Raw genomic sequence first — 14,652 nt, 5'->3', positions numbered from 1 at the left:
GTGTCAGTCCTCCACGGTGACTTCTTCGGGCCAGTACAGGCGCATGGGGTTGTCCACCAGCAGCTTCTTTTGCAACTCCGGTGTCGTTGCGATGTGCGGGATGAAGTCCACCAGCAGGCCATCATCGGGCATGTGGTCCTTGAGGTTGGGGTGGGGCCAGTCGGTGCCCCAGAGCACACGGTCGGGGAACTCTTCCACCACGCGGCGGGCGAAGGGGATCACGTCGGTGTAGGCGTTCTGCTCGCCATTCAGGGCCTTGGGGCCGGTCACAGAGAGGCGCTCGGGGCAGCTCACCTTGCTCCACACATTGGGGTGCTGGCGCATGAACTTCAGGAACAGCTCGAACTCCGGTCCATCCACGGGCTTGCTCACATCGGGGCGGCCCATGTGGTCCACCACCACGGTGGTGGGCAGGGCGGTGAAGAAGTCCCACAGCTCGGGCAGGTCCACCGCCTCGAAGTAGATCACCACATGCCAGCCCAGTTGGTGGATGCGCGCGGCAATCTCCATCAGCTCGTCCTTGGGCGTGAAGTCCACCAGACGCTTGACGAAATTGAAGCGCACGCCACGCACACCGGCGTCGTGCATGGCCTGCAGTTCTTCGTCAGTGACCGAGCGCTTGACGGTGGCCACGCCACGCGCCTTGCCGCCCGAGTGCACCAATGCATCCACCATCGCGCGGTTGTCCGCACCGTGGCAGGTGGCCTGCACCACCACGTTGCGGGCAAAACCCAGGTGGTCGCGCAGCGCGTACAGCTGGTGCTTGCTGGCATCGCAGGGCGTGTACTTGCGCTCGGGGGCGTAGGGGAACTCGGCCCCGGGGCCGAACACGTGGCAATGCGCGTCCACCGCACCGGCAGGCACCTGGAACCGGGGTTTGCTCGGACCCGCGTACCAGTCGAGCCAGCCAGGGGTTTTTGTGAATTCGCTCATGCGCGTACTCCTTGGTTTTTTGCAGGCTCGCAGATCAGTCGAGGGACACGTTGGCCTTGCGGATCACGTCGCCAAAGCGCTGGCTCTCGTCCTTGACGAACTGGTTGAACTGGGCGCGGGTGGTGGGGAACTGCTCGTAGCCAAAGGTCTTGAACTTCTCGGCCACTTCGGGGCCGGTCAGGGCCTGTTCGATGTCCTTGCGGATCTTGTCGGCCACGGCAGCGGGCAGGCCGGGCGGCACGGCAATGGCGTTCCAGCCCGTGACGGCAAAGTCCTTGGGGCCACCCGATTCGGCCACGGTGGGCACGTCGGGGAACTCGGCCGAGCGCTGGGGCCCTGCAAACGCCAGCAGGCGCAGCTTGCCCGCGCGGTACAGCGGGCCTGCAGTGGCGGCACTGCCCAGCGCAAAGTCGATCTCGCCGGTGGAGACTGAGGTGTAGAGCTGCGTGGTCTCCTTGAAGATCACGTGCTCCATCTGCGTGCCGGTGGCCGATTCGAACAGCTCCGAGCCCAGGTGCACCGGGTTGCCCACGGACCAGCTGCCGTAGTTGAGCTTGCCGGGGCGCGCCTTGGCGTCGGCCACGATATCGGCCACGGTCTTGTACTTGCTGCCCGTGCCCACGGTGAAGAAGAAGTGCGTCTTGAACAGCGGCAGCAGCGTGTCGAAGTCCTTGGCCACGTCGTAGGGCAGCTTCTTGAACAGGCTGGGGTAGGCGGCCAGGTGCACGTTGTCCAGGATGAGCAGGTCGTGGCCGTCCTTGGCGCCGCGCTTCCAGGCATCGATGGCGATGAAGCCGTTGCCACCGGGGCGGTTCTCCACGATCACGCCCGTGCCCCAGGTGCGCGAGAGTTTGTCGGCCACCAGGCGGGCCACGCCGTCGGGGCCGCCACCGACGGGGAAGGGGCTGATGATGCGCACCTGCTTGGTGGGGAACTGCTGCGCGGCAGCGAATTGCGGAGCCAAAGCTGCGGCCGCGGCCACGCCCAATGCCAGGGACAACGTGCGGCGGAGACGGAAAGAGGGAGACACAGAGAACGTCATGGAATACAGAACAGAAGAAAAACGATAGCTATAAAATCAATAGCTACTAGCGCTTATTGAATAAACGCTAGAGGCCAAAAAGACTTGAGACCGGGGTTCAGTCGATGTACCTGAGGCCTGCCTTCTCCAGGCCGGGGCGCATGTTGTACATATCCAGGCCCAGCACGCCGCTGGCCAGCTTGGCGCGCTTTTCGCCTTCAAAGCTTTCGCGCTTTTGCGCGGCGGCCAGGGTCTCGACCGCGCGGGCGGCAGGCACACACACCACGCCGTCGTCGTCGGCCACGATCACGTCGCCCGGCGTGACCAGCGCACCAGCGCACACCACGGGGATGTTGACCGAGCCCAGCGTGGCCTTGATGGTGCCCTTGCTGCTGATCGCCTTGCTCCACACGGGGAAGTTCATTGCCTGCAGCGTCTTCACGTCGCGCACACCGGCGTCGATGATGAGCGCGCGGGCGCCACGGGCCTGGAAGCTGGTGGCCAACAGGTCGCCAAAATAGCCGTCGGTGCACTCCGAGGTGACGGCTGCCACCACGATGTCGCCAGGCTGGATCTGCTCGGCCGCCACATGCATCATCCAGTTGTCGCCGGGCTGCAGCAGCACGGTGACGGCTGTGCCGCTGACCTGCTGGCCGCCGTAGATGGGGCGCATGTAGGGCTTGAGCAGGCCCACGCGGCCCATGGCCTCGTGCACGGTAGCCGAGCCGAGGGCAGCCAGGCCGTCAGCGGCTGCGCGGTCGGCACGGGTGATGTTGCGGTAGACAACGCCAAGTTCAAACATTTCAGAGCCCCTTTGCCTTCAGGCGTGAATCGAGTCGGGAGAAAACACGGCGCGTGTTGGCTTCGTAGATCTGGTGCTTGTCTTCGGCACTGAGGATCTTGGACGCCTCGATATAGCGCTTGGTGTCGTCGTAGTAGTTGCCAGTCGTGGGGTCGATGCCGCGCACCGCGCCAATCATTTCGCTGGCGAACAACACGTTCTTCACCGGGATCACGGTGTTGAGCAGGTCGATGCCGGGCTGGTGGTACACGCAGGTGTCGAAGTACACGTTGTTCATCACATGGTCGTCCAGCAGCGGCTTCTTCATCTCCTGCGCCAGGCCACGGAACCGGCCCCAGTGGTACGGCACCGCGCCGCCGCCGTGCGGGATCAGGAACTTGAGCGTGGGGAAGTCCTTGAACAGATCGCCCTGGATGAGCTGCATGAAGGCCGTGGTGTCGGCGTTCAGGTAGTGCGCGCCGGTGGTGTGGAAGCACGCGTTGCAGCTGGTGCTCACGTGGATCATGGCGGGCAGGTCGTACTCCACCATCTTTTCGTAGATGGGGTACCAGTGCTTGTCGGTCAGCGGGGGGCTGGTCCAGTGGCCGCCGGAAGGGTCAGGGTTCAGGTTGATGCCCACGGCGCCGTATTCGTGCACGCACTTTTCCAGCTCAGGGATGCAGGTCGCGGGATCGACGCCGGGGCTTTGCGGCAGCATGGCCACGGGCACGAAGTGGTCGGGGAACAGCGTGGAGACGCGGTAGCAGAGTTCGTTGCAGATGGCGGCCCAGGTGCTGGACACATTGAAGTCGCCGATGTGGTGGGCCATGAAGCTCGCGCGCGGGCTGAACAGCGTGATGTCGCTGCCGCGCTCCTTCATCAGCTTGAGCTGGTTGGTCTCGATGGACTCGCGCAGCTCGTCGTCGCTGATGTGCAGGTCTGCCACTTTGGGCATGGCCGCGGGGTCTTTGATGCCGGCGATCTGCGCATTGCGCCAGTTCTCCAGCGCCTTGGGGGCCGTGGTGTAGTGGCCGTGGCAGTCGATGATGAGGCTCATTTTTGGGTGCTCCTGGAAGGTGTTCTTGTGATCGGTCAGGCAGGGGTCATGCCCTGCTTTTGCTTGGCTTCGGCCGCAGCGGGCGAAGCCAGGTAGGCCAGCAGTGCATGCGCGGCATCCACCTGCTGCGACAACGCGCCGATGCCCGCTGAAAACGTGGTGGTGATCTGGATGGCCGGTGGCAGCGGGCCCACGATCTGGATGCCCTGCACATGCAGCAACTCGCTCAGCTGCTGAAAGCCCAGCGCCACCTCGCCCTTGGCCACCAGCGAGCCCACCGGCACCCCGGGAGGCGCCTGCACCATGCGCGGTGCGATCTGTTCGGCAATGCCCCAGCGCTCAAACAGCTTGGCCAGTGCCACGCCACTGGGGCCGGTGGACAGGCTGATGCTGGGCGCGGCCAGCACGGCTTGGCGCACTGCGTCTTCGGTGCGGATGTCGGGCAGCGGTGCGCCTGCAGGCACGGCCACGGCCACGCCAGAGTGCACCCAGTCCACCTTGCTGCCGGGCAGCAGGTGGCCTGCGGTCAACAGCTTGTCGATGGCGTCGGCAGCGAGGATGACCACGTCGAACACCTCGCCTGCCGCCACGCGCTTGGCCGCATCCACACCACCCACCGATTCGATGGTGGCCTGGGTGCCCGATTGCTGCGCAAACCCGGACACCAGTTCGGCCAGCACCTGGCGCGTGGCCATGGACGAAATGCCGCGAATTTCTGGGGGGGTCATGTGTGTCTCCTGCCGGGCTGCGGGTGGCCCGCGCGTTGCGTGCGCTGGGGTTCCATGGCGCTGATTGTGGTCAGCGCTGGACCAAACAAGAAGGCGGCACCGGCACTACCAGATATATCATTCCGTGATCGTTGACTTGGAGCTATTCAAATAGCAGAGAGCATTCCCCCATGGACCTCAAGCAAATCGAATACTTTGTGCGCGTGGCCGAGCTGGGTAGCTTTACCCGGGCTTCGGTGGTGCTGGACATTGCCCAGCCCGCCCTGAGCCGCCAGGTGCGCCTGCTGGAGGTGGAGCTGCGCCAGAACCTGCTGGTGCGCAATGGCCGGGGTGCCACGCCCACCGAGGCGGGCAAGCTGCTGCTGGAGCATGGGCGGGGCATCCTGCACCAGGTAGAGCGTGCGCGCGAAGAGCTGGGCCGCGTGCGCGGCGCCCTCGCCGGGCGTGTGGCCATTGGCCTGCCGCCCAGCATTGCCAAGGTGCTGACCGTGCCGCTGACCCGCGCCTTCCGCGTGAAGCTGCCCGATGCGGCGCTGGCCATCAGCGAAGGGCTGTCGGTGGCCATGCGCGAGTCGCTGACCACAGGGCTGCTCGACATTGCGCTGCTCTACAACACGCCCCCTGCGCCGGACATCGAGATCACTGCTCTGCTGGAGGAAGACCTGTTTCTGGTGCAGCGCCGCGCCGTGGGCCAGAGCGAGGCGGAGGCCGATACCCTGGCCCGCACGCCCCTGCCGCTGGACGAGCTGCCCCGCTTTCCGCTGGTGATCCCCACGCGCCCCAACTCGATCCGCATGCTCGTGGAATCGGAACTGGCCGCGCGCGGCAAACGCCCCCAGATCAGCCTGGAGATCGACGGTGTAGCCGCCATCCTGGACCTGGTGGCCGATGGCGCGGGCTGCGCGGTGCTGCCCATGAATGCGGTCACCACGTCGGGCAAGCCCGAGGTGTTCATTACGCGGCCGATTCTGGGTGCGAGCATGGATGGCGAGGACAGTGCAAGGCTGCGCAGCAAGCTCTTCTTGGCAGTGAGTTCGCAGCGCCCGGCCACGCTCACGCAGCAGGCGATGGCGGAACTGATTCGCAGCACCTTGCAAGCGTTGTACAGGAGCCCCCCCTGAGGCGCTGCGCGCCCCGGTGCAGCCGCCCGAGGTGGCAGCTCTTCGCGAACGTCCAAGCCTGTACAAGCAGGCTTGGAGCAGAGGCCCATCAAAGGGACCGAGGCGTCAGCCCGCGGCCCCAGGTGATGACAAACTTTCTAACAAGCGATCCGCATAGTCCTGCCAGCGCGCGTCCTGGGGCAGACCTTGAAAGATGCCTTCGCGCGCCAGGTCGGCCACCCACTGCTGCTTGTCGGCAATGGCTGATGCCATCAGCGGCGCCATGCCTGCTTCACCCACAGTGCGGGCCGACTCGCGCATCTCTTCGGCGCGGCGCTGGCCGTGCTGCACCACGCGGCTGAAGAAGTAGCTGCCCTGCTTTTGCCAGTCGATGGACGGAAAGGTCTCGGCCAAGGTGGGCAGCACATGGTCTTCCACACCGTAGTGGCGGGCCGTTGCATAGCTCTCCATCACCAGCGCCTCCAGCCCCTTGATCATCACGCTGCGGCACATCTTGATGGCACTGGCCACGCCCAGCTGGTCGCTGACCGGCTTGGCGTCCATGCCCCACCCGTGCAACACAGGCGCCAGCGTGGCGGCGTGGGGGCCTCCGAGCAGCATGGGGACGGCGATGCCATAGGGCGGCACCGACGTCATCACCCCCGCCTCGACGTACCGGGCGCCACGCGCATGGATCAACGCGGCGGCCTGCTGCTTGGTGCCGGGGGATGCGGAATTGAGGTCCAGAAAGAACGCGCCAGGCGCAATGTGCAGCGCCACCGCCTCGGCCACCGCCAGCGTGTTGCTAGCCGTCACGGCCGACACGATGAGCTGGCGCCCGGCGCACAGGGCCGCAACGCTGTCGGCCGCAACCGCGCCCGCCACCTGTACGTGGGCGAGCGGCTCGGGGCCCTTCGCAGGGTCGATGAACTTCAGGTCCCATACCGCCACATCGCTCACACCGGCTTTGCGCAGGCCTGCTGCAAAGATGCGGCCCACCTCGCCGTAGCCGACGATACCCAGGCGGTCCACGCGGTCGACAGGGGGCAGGACTGGGTTCTCTTCGGTCTGCATGGTGCTATCAGGTTTCATTGCTTGGGGATGCCCGCGCGCTCCATCACGGCGCGCCAGCGGTCGATGTCGGCTTTGAGCAGGGCGGCGGCCTGCTCGGGCGTGGAGGTGCGGGGCTCGACGTTGAGCGCGCGCAGCTGATGCTGCACAGCGGGTGTCGCCACGGTGGCCACCACCTCGCGCTGCAGCCGGTCCACCACCGCGCGCGGTGTGCGCGAGGGCACGGCCAGCGCGTTCCATGAAGCGGCCACAAAACCCTTCACGCCCAGCTCCACCGCCGTGGGCGCATCGGGCAACACCACAGAGCGCTGCTCGCCCGTGACCGCCAGAACGCGCAACGCCCCGGCGCGCACCTGCGGCAAGGTGGGGCCCAGAATCTCCACGCCCACATCCACCTGCCGACCCCGCAGCGCGGTGATGAGTGCGGGCGTGCCGTTGAACGGCACCACCTGCGCATCAATGGCCGCGCTGCTTTTGAACAGCTCGGCCGCCAGGTGCTGGGTGCTCCCGATGTTGATGCTGCCGATATTGAGTTGGCCTGGATGGGCCCGCGCATGCGCCAGCAGCTGGGCCAGCGTGCGGTGGGGCGAATCGGCAGGTACCAGCACCGCGATATCGAAGAAACCCAGCGTGCTGACCGGAGCGAAGTCGGCCAGCGTGTCGTAGGGCAGCGACTTGAAAAGGCTTGCGGATACCGCCGTGCCGTTGGACAGCAGGAACAGCGTGTGCCCGTCGGGCTCCGCGCGTGCGACCGCATCGGCAGCCGCCACACCCCCGGCGCCGGGGCGGTTGTCGATGACCACGGGCTGCCCCAGCCGCGCGGCCAGCCCCGTGGCCACGGCGCGTGCAGTGAGGTCACCCACGCCGCCCGCCGCAAAGGGCACAACGATGCGCAGCGCCTTGGTTGGAAATGCGGGCTGCGCACGCAGCACGGTGCAGGGGGTGAGGCCCAGCGCGAGGAGTGCTGCCCGGCGATCCATCAGCCGACGAACTGCACCAGCCACAAGGAGATGGGCGGAAACACCAGCAGCAGCGTGGTCCGCACCACATCGCTGGCGAGGAAAGGCATTACGCCCTTGTAGCTCTCAGCGATGGGTACGTCTTTCGCAAGGCCATTGACCACGTACACATTCAGGCCCACGGGCGGCGCAAGCAAGCCAAACCCCACCGTCATGAGCACCATGATGCCAAACCAGATGGCTGTGTGCTCCTGCGACATGCCGAAGTCCAGGCCCATGATCACCGGGAAGAAAATGGGGATGGTCAACAAGATCATGGACAACTCGTCCATCACCGCACCCAGCACCACGTAAAAGAGCAGGATGCCGGCCACCACCATATAGGGCGAAACGTTCCAGCCCTGGATCAGGCCCGCCAGCTGACCAGGCACCTGCGTCAATGCGAGCGCCGTGTTCATCATGTCGGCGCCAATGAAGATCATGAAGATCATGGCGCTGGCAGACGCGGTGGACAGGAAACACTGCTTGATTTTCTCCAGTGTCAGTTCGCGCTTGAGCAGCGCCGCAAGGAAGGTGCAGGCCACGCCTACCCCCGCGCCCTCGGTGGGTGTGAACAGGCCGCCATAGATGCCGCCAAACACCACCAGGAACACGATGGCAATGGGCAGCACGCCCAGCACGGCCTGCAAGGACATCTTGGGAAGATCGACGGTGTGGTCCGGCGCATGGCCGGGGCGGATGCGCACGTAGATCGCAATCGCGATCATGTAGCCCAGCATGGCGATGATGCCGGGGATGGTGGCCGCAGCAAACAGCTTGGCGATGTTCTGCTCGGTCAGGATGGCGTAGATCACAAGGGGCACGGAGGGCGGGATCAGAATGCCCAGCGTGCCCCCCGCCGCCAGCGTGCCGGTGGCCAGGCGGCCGGAGTAGCCGTGCCGCTTCATCTCGGGCAGCGCCACCGACGTGATGGTGGCTGCGGTGGCAATGGACGAGCCGCAAATGGCGCCAAAGGCCGCACTCGCCGCCACCGCTGCCATGGCCAGCCCGCCCTTGAAGCGCGCCATGAGCACGCTGGCAAACTGGAACAGCGCCTTGGAGATGCCTCCCTGCGTGGCGAAGTTGCCCATGAGGATGAACAGGGGGATCACCGACAGGTCATAACTCGCAAACCGCGCAAAGGCCAGGCCGTTGAGGTTGTTGAGAAACGGCGGTAGCCCTACCTGGTAGAGGTAGCCAAAGGCACCTGCGCCAAACATCGCCGCCGCAATGGGCACACGCACCACCATGAGCGCAAGCATCACACCAAAAATCGAAAGAGCGAGGGCCAGCGGGCTCATGCGGCATCCTCTTCTTCAATTTCAATGTGCGCCGGGCCGAAGGCCTGCATCAGGGCAATCACCCCCGTCAGCAACAGGGGCGGCACCATGGCAGCGTACGTGATCCATTCAGGAAACCCAAGCATCATGGTGGTGGTCATGGAGTTGCGGGCACTGAGCCCACCTGTGGCCGTGCGCCAGGCCAGCACGAGGAACATAGCCGACAGCAGCAGTGCGCCGAAGCGGTCCAGCCGGGCATTCACGGCCGAGGAGGCCCGGGCGGTGAAAAAGTCCACGATGATGTTCTGGCGGCGCAACTGGCACCAGGGCATGAACAGCGCGATCGCGGCCCCTGCGGCCACGGCCGTGAGTTCGTAGTCGCCCAGGACAGTCCAGCCTGTGGTGTTGCGGCCCACAATGCTTGCACAGGTGACCAGCGTCACCCCCGTGAGAATGACCCCGGCCAGCACCGCGCAAGCCTGGGCGAGAAACGATAGGAACTTCAAGGCAGGGTCCTGTCAAAAAATCAAACCGATCCATTCCGGTAACCACCAGAGCGGATCGGCATGGAGCAGCGCAACCGGGTGCGCCTGGCGACACCGCCGAGGTTATCGGCTGTGCTTTTCGATCAGGGCCCGCGCCTCAGCAGCAAGCTTGGCACCGTCGATGCCCTTGCCCTTCACCTCGTTGATCCAGTCGGTTTCCACACTGGCAGCCGTGCGGCGCCAGCGCTGCGTCTCGGCCAGGTCCAGGGCCACGATGTTGTTCTTGGCGCGCTCGGCAATCTGGCGGCCCACCTTGTCGCCCTCGTCCATGGCGCGGCCAAACATGGCGGCGGTCTCGATGCCGGAGTTCTTGTCGATCACGGCCTTGAGATCGGGCGGAAGCTTGTCATAGCTGGCCTTGTTCATCGAGAACGCAAAGGTCTGCGTGTACAGGCCTTCCTTGCCAGCAAAGGTCGTGTGGTTGCGCACCAGCTCGGTCACCTTCAGCGAAGGCGTCACCTCCCAAGGGATGGTGGTGCCGTCGATGGTGCCCTTGCTCAGCGCATCGGTCACGGCAGGGACAGGCATGCCAACCGGCGTGGCGCCCAGCTTGGTGAGCATGTTGCTGATGATGCGCGAGCCACCGCGCACCTTCATGCCGCGCAGGCTTTCCAGGCCGGTGACGGGCGTCTTGGTATGGAACAGGCCAGGGCCGTGGGTGTGCACGGCGATCAGCTTGACGTCCTTGAACTCATCGGCCGCGAACTTCTCGACGTATTCCTGGATGGCGCGCGAAGACGCTTCAGCGTTGCCGCTCATGAAGGGCAGCTCGAACACTTCCGTCTTGGGGAAGCGGCCCGGGGTGTAGCCCAGCACCGTCCAGGTGAAGTCCACCACGCCGTCGCGCGCCTGGTCAAACAGCTGTGGCGGCGCACCGCCCAGCTGCATGGCGTGGAACAGTTGCACCTTGATCTTGCCGCCCGACTCGGCCTCGACCTTCTGGGCCCAGGGCACCAGGGCCTTGGCCGGGATGGTGGCCTGGGGTGGGAGCATCTGGTGCAGCCGCAAGGTCACGGTCTGCGCCATGGCACTGCCAGCCACCGTTGCCAGGGCCGCCGCCCCCAGGGCCGTCAATGCGGCGCGTCGCTTGAAGAAGTTCATTTTTTGTCTCCGGTCTCGATTTATCTGCACATCTGCGAGGCCACACCCCAGGGCCGCAGAGAACCTGCGGCATGGAGCGGGACACTGTCCCGCCCCCACTGTGCATGCAGTCGCATCCACATGCCAGTTCTATGACGGACTTTCAGCTATGCCGTAACGTTATGAAACCGGTGAAACCCGCAGACCCTGCAACCCTCGCGCTTGGTTGGTTGTCCGTCACCCCCGCCGAATGAGCGTGAGGGCGGGCATGTCGGCATGCACCTGCCCACCGGCCTGGCCCGACAAGGCTGCACGCAGGTTGCGCTGCGCGAGGCGCGAATGCTCGCGCATGATCGCCTCGGCCCGCGCGCCCTCGTGGTGCTCAATGGCGTCCAGCAGCTGGCGATGCTGGTCTTGGGCCACTACCAGCAAGTCGCGCGCCTGCGGCGAATGGGTCTGCACCATCACAAAGGCCGAGGGCGACGCAAACGGCAAGCCCTTGACCCGCTCAAGCTCCCGCGCCACCACATCGCTGCCCACCATGCGGCCCAGCAGCAGGTGAAAACGTGCGTTCAGCTCCACATAGCGCGAGAAACCCACGTCGTCCAGCGTGGAAGGGGCCAAGGTGGTGTCGATGGCATCCAGGCAGGCATGGGCGTCGGCCAGCACGGCGGCATCCACCCCGCGCTCGGCCGCCAGGCGCGCGGCCAGCCCCTCCAGCGTGCCGCGCAGTGCAATGGCGTCGGCCACATCGGTTTCGGAAAAGGTGCGCACGGCGTACCCGCCCCCGGGCAGCAGCTGCAGCAGGCCCTCTTGCTCCAGCCGCATGAGCGCGGCGCGGATGGGCGTGCGCGACACCCCCAGCTTCTCGACGATGGCCAGTTCGGCAATGCGCGCACCGCCCGGCAACTCGCCCGCCAGGATCATTTCACGCAGGCGCAGCTGCGCCTTCACCGACTGCGAAGCGCCACCTTCGGCAGCGTCGCCCGGGGCGGAATCCGCCAGGAGGGGCTCAGAGAGGTTCATGTGGAGTGTGCGGAGAGGTGATCAGAAAAAACCATGCAACCAAGGCTTGGGTCAGCCCGGCAACCCATTAATGTATACAAACAAAAACTAACCCAACTAAAAAATTCAAAAAATAGCTTCAAAAACAATGACATATGCGATATACCAATTCGCAATAGCTGCTTTTCAACGATTGAATGTATACATCGAACGGCCTTTTTTGCACAATCCGCTTCACAACACCAAAGCGCTGAAGGCGGCCTGCGGGCCAGGCCAACAACATCCCACCACCCCACGGAGAGAGACAAGCATGTTTCCCAAAAACGCCTGGTACGTAGCCTGCACCCCTGACGAGATCGCCGAAAAGCCCCTGGGCCGCACCATCTGCGGCGAGAAGATCGTCTTCTACCGCCCCGCGCCCGACCAGGTCGCCGCGCTGGACGACTTCTGCCCCCACCGGGGCGCACCACTGTCGCTGGGCACGGTGTGCGAAGGCCACCTGCAATGCGGCTACCACGGCCTCAGGGTGGAATGCACGGGCAAGTCGGTGTCCATGCCCGGCCAGCGCGTCCAAGGGTTTCCCAAGGCGCGCAGCTTTCCGGTGGTGGAGCGCTACGGCTTCATCTGGGTGTGGCCCGGCGACGCGGCGCAGGCCGACCCCGCCACCATCCACCACCTGCCCTGGGCCAACAACCCCGAATGGGCCTATGGCGGCGGGCTGTACCACATTGCCTGCGACTACCGCCTGATGATCGACAACCTGATGGACCTGACGCACGAGACCTACGTGCACTCCACCAGCATCGGCCAGAAGGAAATCGACGAGGTGCCCTGCAAGACCCGCGTGGAGGGCGACGAGGTGATCACCAGCCGCTTCATGGAAGGCATCGAAGCGCCGCCCTTCTGGAAGATGGCGCTGCGCATGAACGGCCTGCCCGACGACCAGCCGGTGGACCGCTGGCAGATCTGCCACTTCACACCACCCAGCCATGTGCTGATCGAAGTGGGCGTGGCGCTGGCGGGCAACGGCGGCTATGACGCCCCGGCGGACAAGAAGGCATCGAGCATCGTGGTGGACTTCATCACGCCCGAGACCGAGACTTCGATCCACTACTTCTGGGGCATGGCGCGCAACTTCAAGCCGCAAGACCCCTCGCTCACCACGCAGATCCGCGAGGGCCAGGGCAACATCTTTGCCGAAGACCAGGACATGCTGGAACAGCAGCAGCAGAACCTGCTGCGTTACCCCGACCGCAAGCTGCTCATGCTGAACATCGACGCAGGCGGGGTGCAGTCGCGCAAGATCCTGGACCGCATCATCGCGGCCGAGCAGGCCGCCGCTGCACCCCAGGCGGTGGCCGCATGACCGCGCAGGAAACGATCCAGGTCCGCGTCGTCAAAAAGCAGGCCGAGGCCGAAGGCATTGCCAGCTTCGAGCTGGCGCGCGTGGACGGCGCCGCACTGCCCCCGTTCAGCGCGGGTTCGCACATCGATGTGCATCTGCCCGGAGGTGTGACGCGGCAGTATTCGCTGTGCAACGCCTCGCACGAATCGCACCGCTACCGCATTGCCGTGCTGCGCGATCCGGCGTCGCGTGGCGGCTCGGTCGCCATGCACGACAGCGTGCACCAGGGCGATGTGATCACCATCAGCACACCCCGCAACCACTTTGCGCTGCACCCAGCGCAGCGCACGGTGCTGCTGGCCGGTGGCATTGGCGTCACGCCGCTGCTGTGCATGGCCGACCGGCTGGCGCGCACGGGCGCCGACTTTGCGCTGCACTACTGCACGCGCTCTGCCGAACGCACGGCGTTTGCTGCCGAGATCGCCGCATCGGCCATGGCACCGCGTGTGCATTTCCATTTCGATGCGGGCCCGGCCGAACAGAAGCTGGACATTGCCGCCGTGCTGGCCGCGCCCGGGCCCGACAAGCGCCTGTATGTATGTGGACCGGCAGGCTTCATCGACCATGTGGTGAACAGTGCCAAGGCCCTGGGCTGGGCGCAGGACCACATCCACCTCGAATACTTTGGCGCCCCTGCGCAGGACACCTCGGGCGATCAGGGCTTTGACGTGCGCATTGCCAGCACGGGCAAGGTCTACGCGATTGCGCCCGATGTGTCGGTGGTGGAAGCCCTGCGCAAGGAGGGCATCGACATCCTGACCTCGTGCGAGCAGGGCGTGTGTGGCACCTGCCTCACGCGCGTGCTGGAGGGCGAGGTGGACCACCGCGACATGTACCTGACGGACGAAGAAAAGGCAGCCAACGAGCAGTTCATGCCCTGCTGCTCGCGCGCGCGCAGCAAGCTGCTCGTGTTGGATTTGTGAAGTTGAACACCCCCTGAGTCGCCTGCGGCACCTTCCCCCTGAAGGGGGACGACGCCCTCGCTGCGGGGCGGCCCTTGCCAGGCGTCCCCCGCGTGGGGCTCGCGAGGGTTTGGCCGAAAAACTCCTGAATTGATAGCTGCTGGCACTTATCCATCAAGCGCTAGCAGCCAATTTCACTCAAAACTCACTCTTCCACGGCCGTGCGGATCGTGTCGCGGCCGTGCCGGTCTTTGACGCGGCCCAGGTCGGTGTCGAGCGCGCGGGCCAGTTTGTCCACAGCGCCGATGAAGGCGTTGGCCATCTTGTCGGCTTCGTCGGTCACAGTGACCGGCTGGCGGCCGGTGACGCGTGCCTCGAGGCGGCAGCGTTTGTCATTGGCGCCGGACTTGCCCGCATCCAGATCTGACAGAAACACCTCCAGCCGCGTGATGTGGTCCTGAAAGCGCGTGAGGCGGCTCTTGGACTCGTCCGTGATCCATTGCGCGAGCGACTCGCCGCCGTGGATGTGGTCGTCGGTGTTGACTTGTACTTGCATCAGAGTTCCTTTCAGATGACGTTGCTCAGGGGTCCATGATGGCACCGCAGGCCTTGACCCCGGAAAACACATGTCAAAACATCCTCAGAACCTGTTCAAGGTCTTTTCGGGGATCGCATTGGAGTGCCATCGGGAGGAGTGGAAGCTTCGGATGCGCCGCATGGGCTCGTGCCCATGCAAGCAGCCGGGG

At 65.2% G+C, this 14,652-nt stretch carries 15 protein-coding genes; 3 read left to right on the top strand and 12 right to left on the bottom strand.

What is annotated here, in order from left to right; translation table 11 throughout:
- Nucleotides 1–3: 3 nt before the first annotated feature.
- The 5 genes from LPA35_RS13040 to LPA35_RS13020 all read right to left on the bottom strand — a co-directional run bounded on the left by LPA35_RS13040 (nt 4) and on the right by LPA35_RS13020 (nt 4,520).
- The gene (locus LPA35_RS13040) at nt 4–933 is read right to left on the bottom strand and encodes an amidohydrolase family protein (protein WP_228897258.1); all 930 of its coding nucleotides are present in this window, start codon (nt 931–933) and stop codon (nt 4–6) included.
- Nucleotides 934–967: 34 nt separating this feature from the next.
- Nucleotides 968–1,975: a tripartite tricarboxylate transporter substrate binding protein gene (locus tag LPA35_RS13035; RefSeq protein WP_055398481.1), complete on the bottom strand. Its 1,008-nt coding sequence runs from the start codon at nt 1,973–1,975 to the stop codon at nt 968–970.
- Between the two features lie 97 nt (nt 1,976–2,072).
- Nucleotides 2,073–2,756, bottom strand: a complete 684-nt coding sequence (ligK, locus tag LPA35_RS13030; RefSeq protein ID WP_218300927.1) for a 4-carboxy-4-hydroxy-2-oxoadipate aldolase/oxaloacetate decarboxylase — start codon at nt 2,754–2,756, stop codon at nt 2,073–2,075.
- A gap of 1 nt (nt 2,757) precedes the next feature.
- A complete protein-coding gene (locus tag LPA35_RS13025; RefSeq protein WP_228897257.1) occupies nt 2,758–3,792 on the bottom strand; it encodes an amidohydrolase family protein in 1,035 nt (344 codons plus the stop codon).
- A gap of 35 nt (nt 3,793–3,827) precedes the next feature.
- Nucleotides 3,828–4,520, bottom strand: coding sequence for a substrate-binding domain-containing protein (locus tag LPA35_RS13020; RefSeq protein ID WP_121421514.1), 693 nt, complete (start codon nt 4,518–4,520; stop codon nt 3,828–3,830).
- 170 nt (nt 4,521–4,690) lie between these two features.
- Between LPA35_RS13020 and LPA35_RS13015 the strand changes: the two genes are divergently transcribed.
- Nucleotides 4,691–5,641 (top strand): LysR substrate-binding domain-containing protein, encoded by a 951-nt coding sequence (locus tag LPA35_RS13015; protein ID WP_228897256.1) that lies wholly within the window; start codon nt 4,691–4,693, stop codon nt 5,639–5,641.
- 105 nt (nt 5,642–5,746) lie between these two features.
- On the opposite strand, the gene LPA35_RS13010 is transcribed toward LPA35_RS13015, so the two are convergent.
- From LPA35_RS13010 to LPA35_RS12985, 6 genes are all read right to left on the bottom strand, one after another.
- A complete protein-coding gene (locus LPA35_RS13010) occupies nt 5,747–6,694 on the bottom strand; it encodes an NAD(P)-dependent oxidoreductase (RefSeq protein WP_228897255.1) in 948 nt (315 codons plus the stop codon).
- 14 nt (nt 6,695–6,708) lie between these two features.
- Nucleotides 6,709–7,671: a tripartite tricarboxylate transporter substrate binding protein gene (locus LPA35_RS13005; RefSeq protein WP_228897254.1), complete on the bottom strand. Its 963-nt coding sequence runs from the start codon at nt 7,669–7,671 to the stop codon at nt 6,709–6,711.
- Nucleotides 7,671–8,990, bottom strand: coding sequence for a TRAP transporter large permease (locus tag LPA35_RS13000; protein ID WP_218300923.1), 1,320 nt, complete (start codon nt 8,988–8,990; stop codon nt 7,671–7,673). Before LPA35_RS13000 ends, LPA35_RS13005 begins: the two co-directional genes overlap by 1 nt.
- The gene (locus LPA35_RS12995) at nt 8,987–9,475 is read right to left on the bottom strand and encodes a TRAP transporter small permease (protein ID WP_228897253.1); all 489 of its coding nucleotides are present in this window, start codon (nt 9,473–9,475) and stop codon (nt 8,987–8,989) included. The genes LPA35_RS13000 and LPA35_RS12995 overlap by 4 nt, the downstream gene beginning before the upstream one ends.
- A gap of 102 nt (nt 9,476–9,577) precedes the next feature.
- Complete coding sequence (locus LPA35_RS12990; protein WP_121421518.1) at nt 9,578–10,615, bottom strand: TRAP transporter substrate-binding protein; 1,038 nt, start codon at nt 10,613–10,615, stop codon at nt 9,578–9,580.
- A 216-nt stretch (nt 10,616–10,831) separates the two neighbouring features.
- The gene (locus tag LPA35_RS12985; protein ID WP_055398490.1) at nt 10,832–11,620 is read right to left on the bottom strand and encodes a GntR family transcriptional regulator; all 789 of its coding nucleotides are present in this window, start codon (nt 11,618–11,620) and stop codon (nt 10,832–10,834) included.
- A gap of 289 nt (nt 11,621–11,909) precedes the next feature.
- On the opposite strand from LPA35_RS12985, the gene LPA35_RS12980 reads away from it, so the two are divergent.
- Together LPA35_RS12980 and LPA35_RS12975 are read left to right on the top strand one after the other, a co-directional pair.
- Complete coding sequence (locus tag LPA35_RS12980; protein WP_228897252.1) at nt 11,910–12,965, top strand: aromatic ring-hydroxylating dioxygenase subunit alpha; 1,056 nt, start codon at nt 11,910–11,912, stop codon at nt 12,963–12,965.
- Nucleotides 12,962–13,927, top strand: a complete 966-nt coding sequence (locus LPA35_RS12975) for a PDR/VanB family oxidoreductase (RefSeq protein WP_228897251.1) — start codon at nt 12,962–12,964, stop codon at nt 13,925–13,927. The genes LPA35_RS12980 and LPA35_RS12975 overlap by 4 nt, the downstream gene beginning before the upstream one ends.
- Before the next feature lie 184 nt (nt 13,928–14,111).
- Here the strand turns inward: LPA35_RS12975 and LPA35_RS12970 are convergent, their stop codons facing one another.
- Nucleotides 14,112–14,462, bottom strand: coding sequence for an HPF/RaiA family ribosome-associated protein (locus tag LPA35_RS12970; RefSeq protein ID WP_218300919.1), 351 nt, complete (start codon nt 14,460–14,462; stop codon nt 14,112–14,114).
- Nucleotides 14,463–14,652 lie beyond the last annotated feature (190 nt).

It is taken from the genome of Acidovorax sp. Leaf73, from assembly GCF_916855635.1.
In the GTDB taxonomy this organism is placed as follows: Bacteria; Pseudomonadota; Gammaproteobacteria; order Burkholderiales; family Burkholderiaceae_C; genus Acidovorax; species Acidovorax facilis.
The sequence above is the reverse complement of the archived record's forward strand: the minus strand, read 5'-3'. Positions and strand labels throughout refer to the sequence as shown.